This is a genomic window from Streptomyces sp. P17, from assembly GCF_032436805.1.
In the GTDB taxonomy this organism is placed as follows: Bacteria; Actinomycetota; Actinomycetes; order Streptomycetales; family Streptomycetaceae; genus Streptomyces.
Map to the genome: position 1 here is coordinate 1 of NZ_JAVRBF010001248.1, position 249 is coordinate 249.

1 protein-coding gene is annotated in these 249 nt (G+C 66.3%); it reads right to left on the bottom strand.

All coding sequences use genetic code 11. The features are described from left to right. Positions 1 to 249: arginase family protein (locus tag RMT89_RS44570; RefSeq protein ID WP_315889458.1), on the bottom strand; the 249-nt coding region annotated here is incomplete at both ends.

The following is a 249-nucleotide window of genomic DNA, read 5'->3' on the forward strand; positions in this document are numbered from 1 at the left end:
GGCGGGCAAAGTTCGACCACATCCGCAAGGCGCAGCTTCGGGCCAGCCTGTCGCACTTGCGCGATCAGATGCTCGACCACCGCAAGGGGCAATCCGCGCGCGGCTGGCGCGCTGACGCCGGGGGCCTGCCAATGCGGCAGCACGTCAAGGTCAAGCGTCAGATAGACCAGATCGTTTCGCGCGATCAGCGCGGCGATTTCGGCATCCGCCGCCATTGGATCGGACAGCAGCGCGTGGTCGGAAACGATG